Here is a 17,305-nt window from a genome sequence, read left to right as displayed (position 1 = left end):
CATGCTGACCGTTTTTTAGGCTTGAAGACGGCATCACCTTTATTTATTGTTCTTAGCAAAATACCCTTTTTCAAATACACACACGGTTTCAACCGGAAGACTTGTGTTCTCGAAGGCAAATTCGGCATAAACACCAAAGCCCAACGCTAATGAAATAAAACCCGTTCCGTTCGTTTGGATGTCAGGATCATATTGCCTGACAAACGTTTCTGCTTCCTCGTAAGGAATATTCATGAGGTTTTTTCCATGAAACATGACCGAAATCCGCTCCGAATAAAACTCCACAAAATGACATTTATTGGTATCATTTTTAAAATACACAAAACAACAACGGTAATCATCCATTTTGTCACATGTATCCGTACCATAATGGAACCTGCGCCCCGCACGAGGTTGAAAATTCAGCGCGGCCTGCACTTCGTCGGGAGTCATGCCAAGCAACAGCTCTCCCGCCCCTTTGTATGGGTCTATATGAAACTCTGTAGTTGCCGGATATTCTGTCCTATTTCTCGGAGGTGGGAGTCGTTGCTCCGAGTTGAATGGCGTTGGTTCCTCCAGATTGTATTTCTTTTTCAACCGTTCTTTTACATCATCGGGAATCATCTGCACTCTCCCTGCTCTGGTTAATGTTCCCCCAATCGCTCCAGCCACTTTGCGAGTTGTTTCTTGGAGAACTGCACATCGTGGGCAGCGTGTGCTCCTTCTTGGCTTACCCACTTTTCCGCAATCTCCATGACGATGTCTATGGTCAATTCGTCTGTCTGCTGAAACAAGTCATCCTCATCTGCTCTCCAGCGCGACCAAAAAAGCCAGCACCATTCCGCCAGTTCCGCCGCGGTGTGCGAGTTTGCTTGGGCACATGATTGCTTTAGCAAGTGGAGCAGGCTTTCTTTCGTGTGCGGGTAGTCTTTCAAGGGGATCATCGTATGTTCACTTCCGTTTGTAAAATTGGGGGAGTTTGTTTGTTGAGCGCTCATAAATTGGTATAATTTACAATAAACGAAATCAATTCGAATTTCAATTTCAAGCAAAAGGAGGGCATTTATTTGTACTACTGGCGAAATCAGCGGGGCTACTTTTTGGCGCTAGTTTTGATGTTATCGCTTTACTTCACGGTTCAAATCGTCTGTTCATACAAAGGCATCTTTATTGACCAACATTTCGAGCTTTTTTTAACACTACTCGCAACAATACTTTTGATTCGTCTCATCTTTTCCCCAAAAAGATAACATTCTTTGGCTTGATACACGTTCTTACAGTCCATGAAAAAGCGCTTTTCTCTGATTGGGGGCGCACTCTGCCAACAAAAAAGAGGCGCAATCGCAGCCGCCTCGTTCGCTAATTCACTATCGGATTTTTGACGCTCAGTAACAGCTTATCTTCTTTTCCAAAAACATCGATCGTCTGCACGTGCCCCTGGAGCACGGCTCCGTTTTCATTGACCATGCCCAAAAACGGATGCGTCAGCTGATCAGCGATTTTCTTGCTTTCTTCTGATTCCGTCAATCCGGTGTAAAGGCCAAGCTTGTAAAAACCTTGCTCGCCCTTCGCGATCGCCAGTTTCAGCTCTTTTTGGTACCACGATGTCATCGAGAAGTTTTCGTGATAGTCCTTTAGCATCACTTTTTCAAGCTCGGCCAATTTTTCAGCCGGAAGGACCGCGGACTCCTCCGCCCCCTTGGCCGGAACTGCCTTTTCCGTCGATTCATTCTGTCCACTCGGAGCAAAAAGCCCCAGCGCGATGGAAACAAATCCTACAGCCGAAATGATGTTCATTCTCTTAAAAATTCGTTTGGCTTCATTCTTTTGCTTCTGCGCGTCCTTCCTCATCCCGACAAAAGCCATGACAATGGCAACAACCACCGCGATAAACCCAATTGGCAAAAATAATACAAAAGACACGCTGTTCCCCCGTTTCCTCGTCGTTTTCCGGCGTCTTCTTCTATCGCTATCTGCATCGATTGTACCATTAACCTCTTGGTAATGAAATCGAAGCGCACAGCAAGAAGGCTTGGCCATCGTTAACAGTTCTTTTGGGGCTTTTTTTCTTTTTCAGCACTTCCATGCAAAAGCAAGTCGTAGACGCACCCAAATGTTATACTATTCACAATTCAACGAACAAAAGAAGCGCCACAAACCGCAAAAGGATGATTGGATTGAAAAAACTGCTGCTGTTCCTCTACGACTCATTCGCAGAATTTGAAGTAATTACATTAGTCACGGCACTCAAGAGAACCGACTACACGCTTGTTACTTTTTCGACCAAGCCGAAAGGAGAGGCTGTTACAGCCTTATCTACGCTATGTTACCTTCCTGCCCGATCCGTTCAAGATATCGATGTTGACGAATTTGCAGCCCTGGTTATTCCGGGCGGCGCCCCCCATCCGTTTCTGCACGCCCAAAAATTGATACAAGTTATTCGGTCATTTTACGAACAAAACAAATTAATCGCAGCGATTTGTGGTGGGCCTTCCTTGCTCGGCGCAGCCGCCATTCTCAATGAAATTGCCTATACTGCCTCTATTGAACCGAGCGATCTGGAATACGAGCACGTGATGAATTGGGAAAACAAGCGAAATGAACGGCTTGTCATCGATAAGAACGTGATTACAGCTACAGGCTCCAATTATCTTGATTTTGCGGAGGAAGTGTTGCGAAGGCTTGGCGGTGTAGAGCCTGAGGACAAAAATCCCTTGCAGTACTTTAGAGAGCCGTCGATGTCGTAGGTGCAAGTTGCTATCGATACTGCAATCGGTCAAGGAACCACTCATCATAGAAGCACTCTCAACCTCTTCTACTTTTCATTGTAGTTTAGGGGTTGAGAACACAGCGGGTCGTTTTTGTAGCCTTCAATCTTGGAACATCACCAACGAGTAGTTTTGGTTCCAATAACACAGGTATATATAGATTGGTTAAATCGCCGAACAGATTTCCTTGTTTGTTTGAAATGAAGAACCGTCTTATCTGACGGAAACCATAGTTGCCTTGCAAAAGGATAATATCTTCTGCTTAGCTTATCAGTTAAAGCATCTCAAACCAACCAATAACTAAATATTAACAATTTTGGTTTTTTCTCCGATACTCCTAATATATTCTGAATAATGATATAGGAGTGAGGCATTTATGGCAAAAAATATATCTATTCGTGATTACACACCTAGCAAAAGTAACACTTCGCAAACTACAAAAGTTACAGTTCCAACTAAACCAGCCTCTCCGCCTAAAGAAGTAGCCGTAACAACCACAAATCCAAAAAGTGACTCCGTTCAAATTAGTCCAGCAGCACAACAAGCTTATAAGAGCAGTCAAGTCACACCAGCCCTGTCCACTCCCCAAAATGAAAAAAATCCGACTGTCCAACCGAAATCAACAGTAATCGCCAAATCCATTCCAGAAGGCACTCATAGCGGGAACTCAGGCTCAATAACCACCGATAATAAATCCTCAAAACAAGAGCCTGTTGTAAAAGAACGTATTGACAAAGATAAAGAAGCACATGGTGTTGTTGTGAAAGACCATAGAGATAAGGATAAAGATTTACATGGTTATACCAATACTAAACCGAAATCTAACAAAGACACCTATGACCCCTATGCCATACTTAAGCTGAAAGCACAGACTACGCTCCCCAATAAGAATCTAATCAAAATACTTAGCAATCAACCTTCTCAGCCTTCTATAACAAATTCTAAGTCTGAATACATAAAACAAGAGAAAAAGGTCTCAACAAATACTTTTGAAGGTCCTGTTGGAGAAATTGATTATATTTCATTTGGTGGAAGTGCAATTGCAGGCGGTGGTGGTGGTGCCGCAATCACAATTGACAAAAACGGAAAGGTATACATAGGAGGAAATATCGGGATTGGCTTTGACGTCGGATTCAGTGGTAAAGCTGGTTACATACCTGATGATATTAAACCAGAAGATTTCATCTCAGGAACTGCAATAAATGAAAGCATACAACTTGGACCAATTTCAGGAGGGCTCACTAAACCTTACAGTTCTACAGGTAGTTCTCCAACGGGACTCGAAGTTGGTGTAGCAGGAAAAGTACCAATTGGTGGCAGTATTACTTACGGAGGAACTAAAGAAATTCTCGATATTAAAAGGGACATTGTAGAGCCTGTTAAAGACATTGTTGAGGACGTAAAGGACCTATTTAGAGAAAAAAGATCAAGAGACCGAGAAGAAAAGGAGAGTAACGATAGAAATATTGTCGAAAGAGTAATTCGATCTATTTTTGGTTAATCAAATTAAATCATCAATAGTAGGAGTGTATATTTCTTGAATGACTCGCCTTGGATATTAATCGCACTTGTAATCCTTTCCACTATAGGTTTTTTCACTGCGTTCAGAACCAAGGACGTCCAAAAATTACGTTCTAGAATAATTGGATCAGCAAGCGATCCTCATAGCCAATTTGATTATTGGTTATTTAAAATCATTGGATTCTTGATGTTTGCTATTGGAGCACTCGTAATAATAGCGAGAATATTAAACCTACTTATTTAGTGTCCCCCTCTTCTGCTTGTATAGCAAATGCAAAGCATGTAGCTAGAAGATGAGGGCATCGTTAGAAGTCCCTTTGGGGCTTCTTTTCTCTTAATTACTGCTAAGTGGGTTACTTGCTAGATCAGTGAATCCGCTCAGCATTTCTCATCTTGTGACGATGATGCAATAAGGCCCTATTCAGTTGCCTGATCCGCCCCTGACTTTGATTGTAATCGTCCGTCCATAAAATCATCTCGGCAACAATGTTGCTTAGACTTAACTAAGAAAAACTCTCTACCTTAGGCTCAAAAAATTTCCATATTTTGTTTTGCAAAAACTAACTCAGTGCTCTATATTTTTATTGGTTCCTATTATCTTTTTTTGAAAAATAAGAAGGGTTCTTGTGCGTCTTGCAAAAGGGTATAACTCAATTTTAGTAAGTCTTGTACTGGCATTTTCTATCTTATTTTCGGGACAAAACATTGCTTTAGCAGAAGATCAACAGCCTACTAAAGATCTTGTTCCAGCAATGACTGACTTCGATAAACCTGCTCCCATCGTCATTAGTGAAAGCGCCCATTATGGGTCTGGTGGACGTAATGATTATGGATGGAAAGCATTTGATGATTCTGTTGATTTTAATCACTTAGATTTTTGGTACGTTTATGCAACAACACCGCCTGAAGGCGGCCATTTTTTAAAAGTTGATTTCGGTTCAACTGAAAAAAAGAAGGTTAATCAAATTACTATAACCCCTTTGTTCCACAATGACTCCGTAAAGTCACTTATCAAGGACTGGAAATTATATGGGTCAAATGATAATACAACATGGGCCCTTGTTACCGAAGGGAAGTTAGAAAATGATAGAATTCCAGTAACAGTAGAAACGAATAATAAGAAATACTTTAGATACTATCGTATCAACGTTTTAAATAGTTATTATGATCCGACTGGGAGTTCTGTAGGAATTATGGAATTGGAAATGATCGGAGACACACTCATAAACACTGATCCTGATCCAACTCCCGATCCTACGCCAGCTGGAGAGCGTGCATTACTTGTTATTAAAATGATTAGTGGTCTTGAAAAAGAATTTGATTTATCTTCAACTGAAGTAGAAAGTTTCATTAATTGGTATAATAATCGTGCAGATGGACGCGGCAACGAAACATACATATTTGAAAAGAACTTTAATAAGGGGCCGTTTACATCACGAAAAGATTACGTAGCCTTCAACAAAATCCAATCCTTTGAAGTCATGGAATATAGCAAATAACATAAACGGCACCCTCCATGAGGGCGCCGTTTATGTACTTACGCCTTTACAGCTATTATATGATTCATGGATATTCACTAGATTTCCTCATCATTTAACAGTTGAAGTTCCTATCGATTCGATCAATTCACTCAACATTGCACAAAGTTTTAGCGGCTGATCATGAATTATTCCGCAGACGATGTAGGATGTTAACCATAGATAAACAAGTGCGACTTCGGGGAATATTTCCCACGCAGCAGCCTCACGACTATGATAAAACAGATAAAAACGAAGACTCCCCCAACCTTGGAGGAGCCTACAACTAGCTAAATTGGCGCTACTCGAAACATTCCGGTTAAAGCAGGGTACTGCTGAAAGCCGTATTTTTCATACAGTTTCTTGCCTTCGTTAGACGAAAAGAGACCGATAAAAGCTTGGTCGGGAGTATTCTCTTTTAGATAGAGCATGAGATTGTCCATAATCATTGTCCCTATCCCCATTTTTTGAAACTCCGGACGCACAACAATATCTTGCACATAAAAATAAACGTGCCCATCGCCAATAATTCGGCCCATACCAATTATTTTGCTTTCGAAGCGAACAACAACTGCATGCAAAGAATTTTCAAGTGAGTGGTTGATCACTTTGAAATTCATCATCTTTTCCCAACCGACAGAAACGCACAACTGCTGAAACTCTTCAAGAGTAGGTGGACGTTCTATCATCTCAAATGACATGCAATCCCTCACTTTCCATTTTTTAGTTATAAGGATTTAACTTCATTTGAGACACCCCTTACATGTTGATTAATGAAAATATTACCATTTTCGCTTGTAACGACGTCAGCTTTTGTCGCAAACGGCGAAAGCAAAATAAGCCACTTTTCATCGACTATACGTACCTTAGTGAAGCGGTATGTCTTTACCCAATCGACTACTACGCCTTGACCTTATTCTCCTTCCCAATTCCAAAGCCCTTGTTTGCCTATTGCGGGCACCGGAGCAATCCGTTTTACCTCCGTCAACTGCCAAGCAAACCTTCCTCGTTCAAACCACCCGAAGCTTATCTCGTTTCCTTCGATTGGTATCATTACTTCATCCGCTTCACGAATAGCTGCCACTTTGTCCGTTCCAAGCGTAACAATCTTTAGGCATTCTTCAAGTTTTGCTGTCGCTACCACTACGCCTGTCGGCAGGTTGTCCGCCGTATATTCGTGCTTTGCTAGTACGCTACGAAAAGGCTCCAGCAAGCAAATCTCCTTGTCTACCTTCTTGGCAGCATGGATCGCGATGGAGCCGCGGTATTTTGTGCTCCAGCTCCGAGTCTCAAACCTTTTTTCGCCCAAAGCGATCAGCGTCGCCCACGGCTGGTGAATGGTAATTGCTTTCATGCCGAACTGCCCCCCATTTGATCGCAGCTATCTACGTTCCTCGTCGTCTTCAGCCGCAATGCCACACACAACAATCATATGTTTTGACACGTATGTACCGATGGCTGCTCGCTTGCATTCACGTTCCCTGAATCAGCTTGGCACTTTCGCTGTCTGCCCCTCCCGATTATCCGATCGTCCATTATCGTAAAACGACGTTGGCAGAGATATCGGTGAGAGATCCTTCATGATTTTTTCCACTTCCTGAGCACAAAGCGGTTTGATTTGACTGAAATACTTCTGTTTTGCAAGCGACATTACAGTTGTGCAAATATGCGTATTAGTCACCGCTGGAACTAATACTACATTAGGATCAACAGAGTAAAAGCCTTTTGAAGCAACCTCGCTTTCAAAGTCCTGGGTTAGCCGCACAATATCATAAATTTTAATACTGAATAACTCATCGCTGAACTTAACGTAGACATCAAATCGGCAACCTCTGCTTTCCGCCTCAAACTCAAGACACTCAGAATTATCTGTAACGTAAATTTGGATTTGGTCCATGCTCGCCTCGCTTGATTTTTTTGTGATGCAATCATGATGCCCCCTGAACGAACGGGTAGCTATATTCATTCTCTCATGGAGGGTAAGAAACACGGAAGATTTAATTACTTTATTGGTGAGAATTTCGAAAATTAAAAACTCCATCCCATGCCCTTTTGGCAAAGCTGAAAAAGAGAGTCCCTGATGTTACAAATCATCCATGCGGCAAAAATAAACACTCGCCCAGTCCACACACCTACAACAGTACATACGTATAGCAATAAGGCACCTCGTTTACGGAAGGAGTGATTCGATGCCCATCGCGAATGACAACAGGCAGCAGGTTTTGCAGACATTCGGAAAAAGTCGTCCTTTTTTTGTCCCGAATGTCGGCCAGGCGGATTCCCGACTTCATTATTACGTAAAAGGAGCCGATTATGAAGCGTACTTCATGCCGGGAGAAGTTCTCCTGACGTTTCAAGAGAAGCCTGCCGGAGATTTTTCGCCCACTGCAGCCCTCGGCTCTATTTTTCCTCAATCCGCGGAGAAATGGAACAAGCAGGTACGCGGAGTCCGGCTGTCTTTGGCGTTTTTGGACTCCAATCCGGCAGCAAAGCCGACAGGCCGCAAGCTCGCTACAAGGACAGTCAACTATTTGAAGGGCAACGATTCTTCCAAATGGCATACAAATATTCCTACGTATGAGCACGTCGTCTATCCGAAGCTGTGGCCGGGAATTGACCTCGTGTTTCACAGTGATAACGGCCGGATCAAATACGAATTTGTCGTTCAGCCCGGTGCGAAGGTGGCAGACATCCGTTTTGCCTATCGCGGAGCAAAATCGTTGTCTCTGGATGAGCAAGGGAATCTCCTCATACACACCGAAATCGGGGAGCTTCGCGAAGCACGTCCGTTCAGTTACCAGCAGATCGGCGGGCGGAAGGCAAACGTCAGCAGTTCCTTTTTGCTCGAACAGCAACTAGATGGCGCACCCGTCATTCGCTTTCGGATCGGAGCTGACTACGATCCGCATTACCCGCTCGTCATCGATCCTGAGCTGGAGTACTCCACGTATTTGGGCGGAGGGAATTTCGAGATCGGCTTTGCGATCGCGGTCGATGTAGCGGGGAACGCCTACGTGACAGGCTCTACAAACACTCCCGAAACGGCTGCAGTTCCTTTTCCCATCACTCCCGGAGCCTTTCAAACAACATTTGGTGGGACATCGGATGCATTCGTCGCGAAACTGAATCCCGCCGGAAACACTTTCCTGTACTCCACTTACCTTGGTGGAGGGGGGATCGACCAAGGTTCGGCGATCGCCGTCGACTCCTTGGGAAACGCCTACATCACAGGCAACACGAACAGCTCTCAAACGAATCCTGTTCCATTTCCCATCACTCCGGGGGCCTTTCAAACGACTTTTGGCGGAGCGTTGGATGCATTTGTCACCAAACTGAACCCTGCGGGCAACGCCCTCGTTTACTCCACCTACCTTGGCGGGGATTCCATCGATTTCGGCTCGGGTATTACCGTCGACGCCGCCGGAAACGCCTATATCGTCGGCACTACGGCAACTTCTCAATTGGATTTCACACCTTTCCCCATTACTCCCGGCGCGTTTCAAACGTCGTTTGGAGGGAACACAGATGTGTTTGTCACCCAATTGAATGCCGCGGGCAACGCGCTCATCTACTCTACCTATCTGGGCGGAGGATCGTTCGATTCCGGGGCCGCCATCGCGGTCGATTCCTTGGGAAACGCGTACGTCACGGGAAGTACCTCTACTCCCGAGACCGATCCCGTTCCCTTCCCGATCACCTCGGGTTCCTTCCAAACGCTTTACGGGGGAGGCAGCTCTGACGCGTTTATTGCCAAACTGAACGCCACTGGCAGCACGCTTGTCTACTCTACCTACCTGGGCGGCGGGCAAAACGATGCAGGAGCTGCCATCGCGGTGGATACGGCAGGCAACGCATACGTGGCCGGAAGCACCGCTACCCCCCAGACCGATCCCGCCCCTTTTCCAATCACCCCGGGCGCCTTCCAGACGGTCTACGGAGGGGGGCTCTTAGATGCGTTTGTCACCAAGCTGAACCCGACAGGCAGCGCGCTTGTGTTTTCTACCTATCTAGGCGGCAGTCAGGACGATCAGGCTTTCGGGATCGCACTTGATTCCTTGCCAAACGTCTACGTGGCGGGTATCACCAACACACCTCAAACAGCACCCGTCCCTTTTCCGATCACACTGAATGCCTTTCAACGCAACTACGGGGGCGGCAGCCACGATGCATTCGTGACCAGCCTGAACACCGCAGGCAACGCTCTCCGCTATTCCACCTACTTGGGAGGCGGGCAAGACGACCAAGCTTTCGGCATCTCCGTAGATGGATCGGGAAACGCCTACGTGACAGGCATTACTTCCACTCCTGAAACAGATCCGGTTCCGTTTCCCATTACTCCAGGGGCAGCGCAGACTTTATTTGGAGGGAATCTGGACGCATTTATCGTCAAAATCATCGTGCCAGCTCCGCCGATCCCTATCAACGTCCTCGAAGTCTGCATCCGCGTCCCTAAAATATACGACTGGGTCTACACTGCGCTCTCGGGCCGAAACGAAGTCCGGATTCCAGACGAGTGCCGCCCGCTGGTGGAAGCCGCAATCCTGGCCGGTCAGCGTATCGATATCCAATGTGCAACGCCGCTTGTTCCGCCATCATCCGGACACGTCCAGCCACCGTGCTGTTCAGACGCTGCTTGCTCGATTATCAGCATCCACCGCGACACCAGTCTCGTTTACGGAAACGCAGTGCGCATGGGCATCGTCCACTTTCTGCTTCGCTCCACGCAGTTGATCCGCGTATTTGCCGACAGCGCGCTGCTGTGCGAATTTTCGGCTCCTGCCCAGCTCGACAGCGAAATCGCGCTTTGTTTGCCCGAGCCACTGAATGCCTCCAACATCCGCTGCCACATCGTCGCCAGCGAGTGTACGCCGAGCAGCCATGTACTGTTGGACGGCAGGATCGCCATGGACATCGTCATCTGCGTGCAGATCCAGGTGGAAACGGATGTGAAGCTGGAAGTGCTCGCCAAACTTTGTGCACCTCGTCCGAACTCGTTCCCGGTTCCCGTCCCGCCCCCATCTTTCCGTTGCCCGCCCATTGCATTCCCGCCGCAATGCCCGAGCCTGTTCGCGCAATAAGCAACGATCGTCAAGCCGGAAGACATGCGTATTTTGCAAAAAGGCAGCTGGCGCTTCGGACTTTTCATTCTCGTTTCAAGCTCGGCTGCCTTTTGTTTGCTGTCCGGATAGTCCCATTTTAGTCAGTGATCGCCGCGCTCAAAATTTTGTATCGCAAGAAGCGCGAAATGGAAAACATCAGGAATCCATATTATGGTATAATTTCCGGTTGGCAGGAGCAGTCTGGGATTACTCCCGACCTTCGCAATCGTTCAAGTTGTCCGTTCAAGTTGTCCGCAACTCCATCGCACGCAAAAATCAAATTGGTAATGGGTGACCGCTCAATGATAAAACAGCTCGCAGTTAAAATGCCTTTAGTCTACAAACTCAGAATCCTTCAGCTTCGTTTAAAGAGAACGACTCGCAATCTGTTTGTGAATTTTGCCAATGAGCGAATGGTTGATCGCTTCCCCCATGTAGTCAAACGACATCAATCGCTTTTAAGGAGAAAATTGGGTACATCCGATCCGATGTTACAGGAAAATAAAATTACTAATCTACGCATTGCCCTAAAATCCATGGACGGGATTGTTTTGAAGCCAGGTGAAACCTTTTCGTTTTGGCATTTAATTGGGAAACCTACATCGAGCAAAGGGTATATTGACGGATTGCTGTTATCGCAAGGTGAAGTGAAAACAGGTGTTGGGGGAGGGTTGTGTCAGTTAGCGAACTTGCTTTTTTGGCTTGCCTTGCATACACCGTTAGAAATCACGGAGAGACATCATCATTTCCTACCATTTGGAAGAAAGAAATCATCAATTCCATCATATAGACGGGAAAAATTTTAGAGAGAACGAAATATGGAGGAGAGTCATTGATAAACGAACCGGGAATCTTCTGCATGAAGAATTGATGATTCACAATTATTCTGAAGTCAAATATGAAATAACTCGGTAGGGGCATCAAGAACCTATCTAGATTTGCCGTAATGCAAAAGTTGTTGAATGCTCAACACCCGCTGTTCCGTTCTGCCAAAACATTTGCTGTCTTGCCTGCCCTGTTTCCTGCCCCCTTGTTTGCGGTACGAATGTAAAAATTCTCTCGCCAAAATCTTTACCCGTTAGCTGACACTCGATTAGACGTTCAGCCACTTCAGGCTGTTCAATTTGGGATGTTTGGCACGACCGAAATCGTTGCGAGCCTAAGCCATAAAGGAAGGAAGCCCAGCTCGATTGTGCCTCTCTCTGACTTGCTCCTCTGGTGATTAGGGCAGTTATTGGCAAATGTCCTCATTACCTTATTCATCTTCCTTGTCAAAAAAGCCGCTCGGTTGACCGACTCTTCCGCACTTTACTCAAGCTTTTCCAAGAAAAAACCCCAGGATAAATCCTAAGGATCAGCCGCCAACGACTAATTTGTTTGGATCAACAAACGACATGACCGTTTTGTTGACCGCAAACAGTCACATCCCGTTTGCTGAAAAAAGTATCGACGTTTTTCACAGAGAAAACCCTGCTCCTTGGATACTTGAAATATTACCCGCCGAATCCTCCGATACTAAATAAAGTGTCCAATATCCTGGCTCGGTAATAGTAAATCCATCCAAAAGCACCTGTTTCCGTTGATCGGCTGTTACATTCAATTGTCCAGATCGTACGATTCGCGGATCATTCCCGGCCATAATCAAACTTTTATTAGGCATAACGTTAAAATCCGCGTCCCTAACGAAGATATAGTAAATAGTCCCGGGCTCATCTGACCAAACCTCAAAATCTGCCGTGGTCGATGTGTGATTTCCAAGCATTGCATTCACGTTTGGAGCAATTGTATCATCGTGCGGTGTAACGATATGCAGTTCGCCTTGGGCGATATTGACATTATTCTTGTAAAAATGAAGCGTGATGTCATAGCTTGTATCCGCACGTAATGTTTTAATAGCACCAAATCCATAAGTCTCTCCGTAATTGAAGACCCTGTATTCCTGCCCATTTACATAAGCCACCATGTAATCGGCATAGTCGCTATCTGACCACCTCCATCTAAATTGGACTTGTTCCGCACTTAGTGCTGTCTGTTCGATTGTTACTGATAAGCTATTTCCAGGTCGCCCTGGACCTACACCGTGCGAGCGACTTTCATCGCACACGGCGTTCCATCAACAAATAAGAAGATAACGATTTACAACGGGCAGATTTAGGGTAAAGGGAGCAAGCTTATCTTGCAGCTAACTAAAGTTATCGTTTCAACCCGCGCGATTTGATGAATGGCGGGATAATTGAATCTCCCAGCCCCATGCCAGAAGATCAGTTAAACCAATGGATGATCATTTCAATTGCCATAACGACGGGCCCAATTCAGAAATTTTTTCATCATCACAATCTCCTCCTTAGTTTAGCGCTTAATAGCGCCTTCGCTAAGTAAGGACATCGGGAGAAAGATTTTAATAAACGACGAGAGGTAACCGGTAACAGGCATGAAGAAGCGTGAGCGGAAAATTTTTTCAAAATCGCAGCGCGAAACATCCTCAGCGGCGATGTTACACAGCTGGAACTAATCCACTTTCAGAGCATCACAAAAATGTCCAGCCGTTACATAGATAAGAAGTACATCACAGAGACGCTCCCGTAGTGGAACGACCAGGTCGAGATCCGAAAAAATATGAACCTTGCTGACGCGAAGTACCCCACTTAAAGAAGGCATTTTACCAGTTTCTTGTCTTTCTTCAGCTGAAGGACCCCTTCTCGTTGCTTCGGCAGAACAAATCGGATCGAGAACGGATTGTCTATCTGGAATGCCCTCTCAACACACCAACCCTTCCATATGTTACAAGAGATCAGACAGCATGGCGGTTCGCCACTGACTGTACCGCAAGGATGTTGTCGATTACAAAGACACGCGGCGCTTTTCTCGTGAGGCAGTACGCTTTTAGTCGGTCGTCTGAAATTTCGATGGGACGCAAAGTTCGCTGTGTAGTGCGGCCGTCACTGCCAAGGTAAATAATCCGGATGTACTGATGCTGTTGTATGGCTCTTTGCAGTTGCCTTTTCATGCTGTTCGCCTCCATATAGGAACGTTTGTTTGTATTATATGCGAACATAATACGAATATGCAAATAAAAAAAGCTCCACACTTGTGGAGCTTTGCAGAAGCGTCGAACTGCCCTATAGCTACCCGGTTAAAATTTTTCAGGGAATTGCTTGACGATGCCTTCTGTCAAAATGTCCGCCAAATGAATCATATGGATCTCGTTTTTGTCCGTTGCTGCAATATCCGCTTTCCAATCTCCTTTGAGACAGTTCAGAACTATTTCCGTAATCAATTGAAGGTGCGCATAAAGCATATCTTGCAGCGTTTTAAACTGCCAGTTCGGATTCGCTGCACTTAAAAATTTCGAAATATCGTCAGCGTTTCTATGCCAGTCCGCCTCCAGCTTTTTCACATCCGCCTGATTGCCCGCTTTGGCAGCCGCTACAATTTTCCCAGCGATCAAAATATGCTCTCTGAGAAGATCAGCCAGCTTATTTCCGGCGGCTTCCCCATAATAAGGCTTGATCAGATTCCCGATATCCTGCTGGTTCTGCAAAAGTCGGTCCAAAACGTCCTTCTGGTCTGGACGATTCGATATGGCACTGACAATGTAGCTTCTCGTCCATATTGTATGGTCGATCCAGACTTTCTGCATATCTGTCTTCAACTGCACCATTTTGGGACTGAGGCAAACTGAATCAGCGGCCTTCCCCTCTTTGGCTTGCACGGATACTACTGCCTGCATCATGCTAAAAACGAGTGCCAAGGTCAACAGTAACGCAAGCATCCGTTTGATTTTCATATTCATCTGCTCCTCTGTTCATAGAAAATAAGTCTTTTCAGGCTGTTTTATTATGGTTGAGATACCTGATTTTATACATTACACTTGCCACTTTGAGGTTATTTAGGGTTGTTTTCAATGGTTGCCAAAAGATAGATGAAATGCTCATGGAGTTGTTCAAACAGGCAACAGCCCTCCCCGGTTATCCCCCGGACGGAGGGCTGTGTTTTTGTCGCGTTGTTTTTTCTGTCGTCCGGTCAGGCATCGTAAACATGAGCCAGGGGGCAACTCGCTCAGTCCGCCTGCTGGATCGTTAGTCAATCGCTTTTTCCAGGCGTTCGAGTTGTTCAGTAGTCTTTTGGCAGTCAAACACTGTCAATTGCCTTCAAGCCGGCTTCACGTTTCCAGCCCTCCAGCTTCAAGGCCGTAGACGTTTCTTTATCGATAAAATTGTCAGGCTTATCAACATCATACTTATCTGGCCTATCCGTCTCAATCAAACTTGATCAAATTATGCGGGTACACTGGGTCAGCAACGTCACCCGTCTTCCATATCTTCTGGAAAACGCTTCTGCTGAGTGATCCAAGTGACACAATTCTACTAGCACTTAGCGGAATCAATGCATAAGTTGTTGAAGCGTCATGTCCTGCTGCCATTACTGGCCCGTCTGGTGAGAATGTGACAGGTGCACTGTTACAGTCCGCGCCTGGATGAGTGAACAAGTAAATAAAATGATCCTGATCCAAGACTTTACTCGTATTTTGCACCCAACTTCCAAGTGATTCTAGAACAACCGTGTTCCTTCCCCCTTTCCAAAAGAAAAAGCCGCTCGGTTGAGCGACTTCGAAAGTAATGGCTATTAGAGTGCTGTCTAATCTGCAGTACCAGTATAGAAAGGCAAACCGATAGGCGAAGAAGCATTGTGAGCTGCATCTTCAGCAAGAGTGTAGTTGGTATTGCCAGGAGTCAATCCACTTAGATGGACATTACACACGGCGTTCCATCAACGGATAACAAAGGAGATTTACAACGGGCCAATTAAGCGTAAATATTTACAGGATTTGAATGCAACATTTGAATCCACGTAGCAAGTGATAACAAAACAGCCGATTGGATAAATCGGGGAGCCACTCGACAATCAGCTTCATCAAGGAACAGTCAAAAGAAGTTTTCACTGGGTTCGAACCAGCGCCCCACACCTCTTACTTACTTTTACTTACTTTGTATAAAAAAAGACTTTTAATAAAAGTCTCGTGGATTTGAATCACATTCTATTTTTAAAGGCATAAACCAATTTCTCAGGAATTTTCGTGTATCTGAAACTGTTATCGGAACATCGCCTTTTTGAATATCGAGGTACAGGCTATAGCCTCCATCAGATTTAGACTCAATTGGAATCAAGTCAATAAATTCGTTAAAATCTTTTACTGCTTCGCTGGCGCTATCTATTTGTGGTTTGGTTACATCACTTACAATCATCAAAAATTGTCTCTTCAACAATACACCCCATTGTTTTTATTTTCATTATATCACAGTAATGAAAAGCAGGTGGGAAACGAACAGTTGGCGACTTATCGATCTTATCAGAAAATGGTGGCTAACCGCCGCCCTTTGTATTGAGGTTTTGGGTGGGTCATTTGTACCTCTGGTGGCACTTCACTATCCCTACGCAAGTTGAATAGGTCTTTTGGCATCCTCACTCAGAAGACAGCTTTGCGGAAAATTCGATTCCATGATATCCGTCATCCTCATGCAAGCTTGCTATTGAAACAAGGAGTAAATTCGAAAAGGTTGTATTAGAAATGCTAGATCAGGCCAATGTCCGTATTACATTAGATACATATAGAAACCTTTGCCTAATCTCCAGAGAGACACCCGGGATGGATTTGGTAATATATTCTACAAAACCCGAAAATAGCCTAGGTTCGTATCAAAATACAAATTCGTATCAAAACCAATGAAACAACCAAATGACAACAATAAGAAAAACCCCTTGATTACCAAGAGGTTTCAGCATTCATTATATGGTGATCCGGACTGGGTTCGAACCAGCGACCCCCACCCTGTCAAGATGGTGCTCTCCCAACTGAGCTACCGGATCATGGGATATGTATGTGACCTTGTGAAACGTATGTACTCACTTAATGGTGGGCCCTGTAGGACTCGAACCTACGACCAATCGGTTATGAGCCGACCGCTCTGACCAACTGAGCTAAGGGCCCCAATCGCACCGGACGTCGATCACATTTATTACTATACAGCATCCTAAATTGGATTTCAAGAGGAAATGAATAATTTCTTGTAATTTTTTTCACTCTGACCAAAAGAACTTGAAAAACCCGCTTAAAACCTGACTTTATTGCGTATTCACCCCCTGTAAAAATCAAGCTGTCTCCCCTTTCTGCTGAAAAATAACCGATAAATTTTTCCTCGCCCTCCACCCCTCTACTTTTCCAAGTTGTTACTGACTGCCCTCCTTTTCTAAGTACCCTCCTAAATCATTGCTACATTCATCAATTCTGGGGCTTGGGGAATGAAAAGTGGGGGTCGGGAGGGAGTGCCGTCGCATTGCTCTTGTCCTTGCTCTTTATCCCTCTTCTTCCCCTACTCCAACACTTTAACTTCCCCCTCCCCCTACTCTCACCCCCCGAACC

The 17,305-nt window shown here is 45.1% G+C and carries 15 protein-coding genes and 2 tRNA genes; 5 read left to right on the top strand and 12 right to left on the bottom strand.

Annotation, left to right across the window (positions count from 1 at the left end; genetic code table 11):
* Nucleotides 1-39: 39 nt before the first annotated feature.
* From EDM60_RS15895 to EDM60_RS15880, 3 genes are all read right to left on the bottom strand, one after another.
* Nucleotides 40-603, bottom strand: a complete 564-nt coding sequence (locus EDM60_RS15895; RefSeq protein WP_122964859.1) for a hypothetical protein — start codon at nt 601-603, stop codon at nt 40-42.
* A 20-nt stretch (nt 604-623) separates the two neighbouring features.
* On the bottom strand, nt 624-923 hold the full coding sequence (locus EDM60_RS15890; protein WP_122964858.1) for a hypothetical protein: 300 nt from the start codon (nt 921-923) through the stop codon (nt 624-626).
* 415 nt (nt 924-1,338) lie between these two features.
* Nucleotides 1,339-1,902 (bottom strand): hypothetical protein, encoded by a 564-nt coding sequence (locus tag EDM60_RS15880; protein WP_122964856.1) that lies wholly within the window; start codon nt 1,900-1,902, stop codon nt 1,339-1,341.
* Nucleotides 1,903-2,156: 254 nt separating this feature from the next.
* Between EDM60_RS15880 and EDM60_RS15875 the strand changes: the two genes are divergently transcribed.
* The 3 genes from EDM60_RS15875 to EDM60_RS15860 all read left to right on the top strand — a co-directional run bounded on the left by EDM60_RS15875 (nt 2,157) and on the right by EDM60_RS15860 (nt 5,767).
* The gene (locus tag EDM60_RS15875) at nt 2,157-2,726 is read left to right on the top strand and encodes a DJ-1/PfpI family protein (RefSeq protein WP_167470314.1); all 570 of its coding nucleotides are present in this window, start codon (nt 2,157-2,159) and stop codon (nt 2,724-2,726) included.
* Nucleotides 2,727-3,123: 397 nt separating this feature from the next.
* Entirely contained in the window at nt 3,124-4,248 is a 1,125-nt protein-coding gene (locus tag EDM60_RS28940; protein WP_173599833.1) for a hypothetical protein, read from the top strand.
* Nucleotides 4,249-4,894: 646 nt separating this feature from the next.
* On the top strand, nt 4,895-5,767 hold the full coding sequence (locus EDM60_RS15860; RefSeq protein WP_122964853.1) for a discoidin domain-containing protein: 873 nt from the start codon (nt 4,895-4,897) through the stop codon (nt 5,765-5,767).
* A gap of 308 nt (nt 5,768-6,075) precedes the next feature.
* Here the strand turns inward: EDM60_RS15860 and EDM60_RS15855 are convergent, their stop codons facing one another.
* The 3 genes from EDM60_RS15855 to EDM60_RS15845 all read right to left on the bottom strand — a co-directional run bounded on the left by EDM60_RS15855 (nt 6,076) and on the right by EDM60_RS15845 (nt 7,826).
* Nucleotides 6,076-6,486 (bottom strand): GNAT family N-acetyltransferase, encoded by a 411-nt coding sequence (locus EDM60_RS15855; protein ID WP_122964852.1) that lies wholly within the window; start codon nt 6,484-6,486, stop codon nt 6,076-6,078.
* 212 nt (nt 6,487-6,698) lie between these two features.
* Nucleotides 6,699-7,139, bottom strand: coding sequence for an ASCH domain-containing protein (locus EDM60_RS15850; protein ID WP_122964851.1), 441 nt, complete (start codon nt 7,137-7,139; stop codon nt 6,699-6,701).
* Nucleotides 7,140-7,271: 132 nt separating this feature from the next.
* Entirely contained in the window at nt 7,272-7,826 is a 555-nt protein-coding gene (locus tag EDM60_RS15845) for a hypothetical protein (protein WP_122964850.1), read from the bottom strand.
* Between the two features lie 148 nt (nt 7,827-7,974).
* Here EDM60_RS15845 and EDM60_RS15840 point away from each other — a divergent pair, with 148 nt between their 5' ends.
* Nucleotides 7,975-10,863: a BMQ_0737 family morphogenetic spore coat protein gene (locus EDM60_RS15840; RefSeq protein WP_122964849.1), complete on the top strand. Its 2,889-nt coding sequence runs from the start codon at nt 7,975-7,977 to the stop codon at nt 10,861-10,863.
* Between the two features lie 323 nt (nt 10,864-11,186).
* The gene (locus tag EDM60_RS15835; protein WP_233454162.1) at nt 11,187-11,690 is read left to right on the top strand and encodes a VanW family protein; all 504 of its coding nucleotides are present in this window, start codon (nt 11,187-11,189) and stop codon (nt 11,688-11,690) included.
* A gap of 650 nt (nt 11,691-12,340) precedes the next feature.
* Here the strand turns inward: EDM60_RS15835 and EDM60_RS15830 are convergent.
* The 6 genes from EDM60_RS15830 to EDM60_RS15805 form a co-directional block, all read right to left on the bottom strand.
* Nucleotides 12,341-12,988 (bottom strand): hypothetical protein, encoded by a 648-nt coding sequence (locus EDM60_RS15830; protein WP_141254226.1) that lies wholly within the window; start codon nt 12,986-12,988, stop codon nt 12,341-12,343.
* Between the two features lie 687 nt (nt 12,989-13,675).
* Nucleotides 13,676-13,891: a WYL domain-containing protein gene (locus EDM60_RS15825; protein WP_122964847.1), complete on the bottom strand. Its 216-nt coding sequence runs from the start codon at nt 13,889-13,891 to the stop codon at nt 13,676-13,678.
* 126 nt (nt 13,892-14,017) lie between these two features.
* Nucleotides 14,018-14,671, bottom strand: coding sequence for a glycosyltransferase (locus tag EDM60_RS15820; protein WP_174769219.1), 654 nt, complete (start codon nt 14,669-14,671; stop codon nt 14,018-14,020).
* 1,219 nt (nt 14,672-15,890) lie between these two features.
* On the bottom strand, nt 15,891-16,130 hold the full coding sequence (locus EDM60_RS15815; protein WP_122964845.1) for a hypothetical protein: 240 nt from the start codon (nt 16,128-16,130) through the stop codon (nt 15,891-15,893).
* A 546-nt stretch (nt 16,131-16,676) separates the two neighbouring features.
* A tRNA-Val gene (locus EDM60_RS15810) sits at nt 16,677-16,752 on the bottom strand.
* Nucleotides 16,753-16,796: 44 nt separating this feature from the next.
* A tRNA-Ile gene (locus EDM60_RS15805) sits at nt 16,797-16,873 on the bottom strand.
* Nucleotides 16,874-17,305: the final 432 nt, after the last annotated feature.

The sequence above is a fragment of the Brevibacillus parabrevis genome (assembly GCF_003710905.1).
In the GTDB taxonomy this organism is placed as follows: Bacteria; Bacillota; Bacilli; order Brevibacillales; family Brevibacillaceae; genus Brevibacillus; species Brevibacillus parabrevis.
The sequence above is the reverse complement of the archived record's forward strand: the minus strand, read 5'-3'. Positions and strand labels throughout refer to the sequence as shown.

What these genes read in the sequence shown, in the direction of transcription:
- EDM60_RS15895 (WP_122964859.1), bottom strand. Translation starts at nt 603, where the DNA reads ATGATTCCCGATGATGTAAAAGAACGGTTGAAAAAGAAATACAATCTG.
- EDM60_RS15890 (WP_122964858.1), bottom strand. Translation starts at nt 923, where the DNA reads ATGATCCCCTTGAAAGACTACCCGCACACGAAAGAAAGCCTGCTCCAC.
- EDM60_RS28940 (WP_173599833.1), top strand. Translation starts at nt 3,124, where the DNA reads ATGGCAAAAAATATATCTATTCGTGATTACACACCTAGCAAAAGTAAC.
- EDM60_RS15855 (WP_122964852.1), bottom strand. Translation starts at nt 6,486, where the DNA reads ATGTCATTTGAGATGATAGAACGTCCACCTACTCTTGAAGAGTTTCAG.
- EDM60_RS15850 (WP_122964851.1), bottom strand. Translation starts at nt 7,139, where the DNA reads ATGAAAGCAATTACCATTCACCAGCCGTGGGCGACGCTGATCGCTTTG.
- EDM60_RS15845 (WP_122964850.1), bottom strand. Translation starts at nt 7,826, where the DNA reads ATGGAGTTTTTAATTTTCGAAATTCTCACCAATAAAGTAATTAAATCT.
- EDM60_RS15840 (WP_122964849.1), top strand. Translation starts at nt 7,975, where the DNA reads ATGCCCATCGCGAATGACAACAGGCAGCAGGTTTTGCAGACATTCGGA.
- EDM60_RS15835 (WP_233454162.1), top strand. Translation starts at nt 11,187, where the DNA reads ATGATAAAACAGCTCGCAGTTAAAATGCCTTTAGTCTACAAACTCAGA.
- EDM60_RS15825 (WP_122964847.1), bottom strand. Translation starts at nt 13,891, where the DNA reads ATGAAAAGGCAACTGCAAAGAGCCATACAACAGCATCAGTACATCCGG.
- EDM60_RS15820 (WP_174769219.1), bottom strand. Translation starts at nt 14,671, where the DNA reads ATGAAAATCAAACGGATGCTTGCGTTACTGTTGACCTTGGCACTCGTT.
- EDM60_RS15815 (WP_122964845.1), bottom strand. Translation starts at nt 16,130, where the DNA reads ATGATTGTAAGTGATGTAACCAAACCACAAATAGATAGCGCCAGCGAA.